2 protein-coding genes are annotated in these 3,497 nt (G+C 74.2%); both read right to left on the bottom strand.

The window, feature by feature from the left end:
• The coding region (locus ACFU6K_RS34185) for a TIGR02680 family protein (RefSeq protein ID WP_380669754.1) at positions 1 to 2,180 on the bottom strand (2,180 nt) is incomplete at its 3' end.
• A gap of 16 nt (positions 2,181 to 2,196) precedes the next feature.
• Positions 2,197 to 3,411 (bottom strand): TIGR02678 family protein, encoded by a 1,215-nt coding sequence (locus ACFU6K_RS34190; protein WP_380669756.1) that lies wholly within the window; start codon positions 3,409 to 3,411, stop codon positions 2,197 to 2,199.
• Between the last annotated feature and the right edge of the window lie 86 nt (positions 3,412 to 3,497).

Below are 3,497 nucleotides of genomic sequence, written 5' to 3' on the forward strand. Positions count from 1 at the left end.
GTCGGGAGCGTGGGGCCGTAGGCGATGCCCGCGAGCAGCCGCTGCACCCGGCTCGGCGGCACCGGGCCGTCGGGTTCGGGGGAAAGGACGTCGAGCAGCGAGGGCCCCGGTGCGGGCACGGCCGCCGCCGGGTCGGCCAGGGTGTCGTGTCCGGTGACGACGAGGCCGCCGTCGGGCGCCATCCAGGCGTCGAGCAGGCCGGACGCCTCCAGCGCCGCTTCGACACCTGCCTGGTCGGCGGGTGGCACGTCCGGGCGGAAGGCCAGCAGTCGCCACAGTGGTGCCCCCGGCAGGACGGACCGGTCGGCCGTGCGGGTCCGTGGTGGAACGGGCGGGAGATCGACCGCGGCCGCGGTGCGTTCCAGTTCCCCGACGACCCGGTCACGCCGGGCGCGGGCGTCGTCCCGGCCGGCGCGGGCGGTCGTCTCGTCCGCGGTGATGGAACTCTCCGCCACCCGGGCGGCGGCCTCGACCAGCACGAGGACGTCGGTCTCGACGGCGGCACGGGACGCGAGCTCCTCGGAGTCGTCGATCGACAGCTCCGCGCACTCCTCCGTCGCCCAACGGCGCAACAGGGCGGCATGGGCGTCGACGGCGGCCTCGTAGGCGTGGGCGTTCCCCTCGCGCTTCGTGGTCGCCCCGGCCAGCCGTTCGCGTGCCGAGTCGAGGTGCTGCTCCGCCGCCGTCCGGTCCGCGAGGGAACGCTCATGGCGCTCTACGGCGGCCCGTACCTCGGCGATCTGACGGTGCCGCGAGACGACCGCGCCGCGCAGCAGGCGGCGCGCCGTACGCCCCTGCGCCTCTGTGTCCCCGGACGGACCCGGTGCGGTGCCGAGCAGCGTCTGCACCTCGGCGCAGACGGACTCCATGGCTGCTCGCCGGGCCGCGCCGCGCGCCTCGTCCCGGGCGGCCCGGGTGTGTTCGGCCCGCTGCTCGGAACGCAGCCGCGCGTCGTCGGCACGCCCGGCGTCCTCGTCGGCCGCCTGAACCTTCCGGTCGGCGGTGGCGCGGGCCCGGGCGGCGGCCTGGGCGGCCTGGTCGGTCCTGCGACGGAGCTGGTCGAGCTCCTGGCCCTGCCGGTAGGCCTCGGAGTCGAGCAGCCCCTCGATGGCGCCCTCGATCTCCTGCCGGCCGTGTTCGAGCTCCTGCTGCGCCCGCCTGTTCTCGTCGCGCTCACGCACGGCATCCGCGTGCGCCTGCCCGCTCTCCCTGGCGGTGCGGGCGAGGTTGTCCATCTCGGTCGTCGCGGAGACGAGTGCCGCCGCCCCGGCGCGCAGGACGCGCTGGGCGTAGCCGCGTTGCTGGTTCGCGACGGCGGTGGCCGCGGCCACCTCGTCGTCCAGGGCCTTCAGGTGCTCACGCTGGCGGTCGAGGCGTTCGAAGCCCTCGGCCAGTTCGGTGATCTCGCCCTCGCCGAGCGGGGGCAGGGCCCGCGAGAGCAGGGAGGACAGCAGCGACGGATCCAGTCGCTCCGAGAGCTTGGGGGTGCGGAGCTGGAGCAGCGCGGTGATCAGGGCGTCGTAGCGCTGCTCGCTCAATCCGGGGAAGAGCGTGCTCCGGACCGTGTTGCGGTACTCGGTCGGTGATCCGTGCAGCTCGCCCCGGCCCTGCAGGGCTTCGGCCAGCGCGGCACGGGTGAGCGGCTGGCCCGCGTCGTTGACCAGGGAGAGGCCGCCGGGGCGGTCGATCCGCGCGCCGGTGGTGAAGTAGTCGACGGTGACACCGGTGGTGTGCACGCTGGCCTGGAGTCTGGCGCCGCAGGTGAACCGAACCGGACCGCTGCCGCTGCCGCTGCCGTCGCCGTCACCGTCGTCGCCGTCGTTGCCGTCGCCGTCGCCGTCGCCGTCGCGGACGAACTCCAGCCACACGTACCCGACACGGGTCTTGCCCGAGGCCCCCTCGCCCATCAGGTTCCAGTGCATGGTGCGCTCGGAGCCACCGAAGGTGGACAGCCGGTTGGGTCGCAGGCTGGCGTCGAGCAGGAAGGGCAGGAGCACCTCCAGCGCCTTCGACTTTCCGGTGCCGTTCTGCCCCCGCAGGAGCAGTCGGCCCTCGTGGAACGTGAAGACCTCGTCGTAGTAGCGCCAGACGTTGAGGATGCCGGCCCTGGCCGGCTGCCACCGCGTTGCCGCGGCCGCCGTCGGGAACGCGGAGCGCTGCGGGAGCTGTGTCACGGTCATCGGAAGTCTTCCCTGGTCAGGTTGCGGGACCGTCGGGCACGGTGGTCCGGTATCGGTGCGCCGCGGGCCGGGGGACGGTGCGGTCGCCGATCCGGCGGGCCAGGCCGAAGTCGCCGAGGACGCGAACGGCGTCGGCCGCGAGGCGCTGGGCGCCGTCCTCCGACTGGTAGCCCTTCGCCCACTGCGGGAAGCGCCGCAGGAGTTCGTTCGCCTCGACCGCGAGCTGTTCCGGTGTCAGCCCGTCCGGAGCGGCCGTCAACGGTTCCAGCAGGAGCAGGGCGGCTACCCGGGCCGTCGCGGAGTCGTCCGGGAAGCGGCTGTCGGTGGCGATCCCGTCCGGGTCCACGAGCAGCAGGCCGTCAGCCCGTTCCTCCAGCACGAAGCCACCCTGCTCGGCGGCGCGCCGGACGATCTGGCGCCCGGTCGGCGAGGTCAGGTAGGCCAGTTCGTCGGCGCCGAGCTCGTCGTGGTGGAGGACGGGATCGTCGAAGAGCCGACGCAGCACCGAGTGCCGCAGCCGGAGGTTGCGCTGCGCGTCGGAGGCGTCGGCACCGCCGTACCGGCTCTCGCGTACCGCGCCCCGCAGGAGTTCCTCGAACCGCAGCGGTACGTCCTCCGCCGGCACGGCCAGCCGGGACGGCCCGACGGGCGCGGCGAGCAGGCGCACCAGTACGGTGGCGTCCACCCGGTAGAGGACCTTGGCCTTCGCCGAGTCCACGAAGCTCTCCGTGACGCCGTCGACGGTGAGGAGTGCGCCGTAGGACTCCAACAGCTTGAGGGCGTCCACGAAGGCCATGCGCTCGGGCCTGCTCGCCGTGTCGAAGGGCGGCAGCGCCTCGTCGGTGGCACAGGCCTGGACGACCCGGTCGGCGAGCAGGCCCACCGTCGTCACCGGGACCGGGAGCAGCTCGGCCGCGACGACGCACAGCAGGGTGTAGCGACGGCGGTCGAACGGAGCCTTGCCGGACCGCAGCCGACGGGCGGGGCGCGAGGCGTCGGGGACGGTCCGGATCTTGAGCAGGCGCGCATACCCCAGGCGAGGCTCCACCACCAGCTGCCAGCCGCAGTGGTAGTCGAACCACTTGGTCAACGGGTCCTGCCGGCGGCGGATCACCTCGAAGGCGGGTGGGTCTCCGCGCTCGGTGATCAGCGGTCGGCCGAGGAGCAGCCTGACGCCCCGGGCGACGTCCTGCCGCTCGGCCAGGACCAGCTGGTTCGCAAGGGTGCTCATCCTGCCTCCCGTCCGGCGGGCTCCCGTGTGCCGCCCGCGCTGCGGACCTCCACCAGGTGGTCCGGCCCCTCCAGCCTCCCCCGGGG

Source organism: Kitasatospora sp. NPDC057512, assembly GCF_042802135.1.
Classification (GTDB): Bacteria; Actinomycetota; Actinomycetes; order Streptomycetales; family Streptomycetaceae; genus Kitasatospora.

Bases quoted from the DNA above. Each gene is read 5' to 3' on its own strand.
- ACFU6K_RS34190 (WP_380669756.1), bottom strand. From the start codon at position 3,411: ATGAGCACCCTTGCGAACCAGCTGGTCCTGGCCGAGCGGCAGGACGTC.